The organism is Clostridium sp. C8-1-8 (assembly GCF_009928445.1).
Taxonomy (GTDB): domain Bacteria; phylum Bacillota; class Clostridia; order Clostridiales; family Clostridiaceae; genus Clostridium_AR.
On sequence record NZ_JAABNO010000103.1, the window covers coordinates 1 to 243 of the forward strand.

The window sequence follows — 243 nt, forward strand, 5'->3', positions numbered from 1 at the left end:
TAGAGAATGATATTGAATCAGTTAAAAATAGCATAAGTAGTAAATATAATAATGGGCTTCTTGAAGGAATGGTGAACAAGGTCAAAGGTATAAAACGTACAAGCTATGGAAGATGCAATTTCGATCTTTTAAGAAGTAAAATTCTACATTCCCAGGGGGCTACTGGATAGAAAAACAGTGTTTCTACAAGCTTGGTACACTATATTATAACTTCACCAAAATTGCGAGAGAACCAGTTTTAAG

General features: G+C 33.3%; 1 protein-coding gene. It reads left to right on the top strand.

Features of this window, described 5'->3' with window-relative positions; genetic code table 11:
- The first annotated feature begins 11 nt into the window (after positions 1–11).
- On the top strand, positions 12–170 hold the full coding sequence (locus GXK57_RS26280; RefSeq protein WP_279285539.1) for a transposase: 159 nt from the start codon (positions 12–14) through the stop codon (positions 168–170).
- Positions 171–243 lie beyond the last annotated feature (73 nt).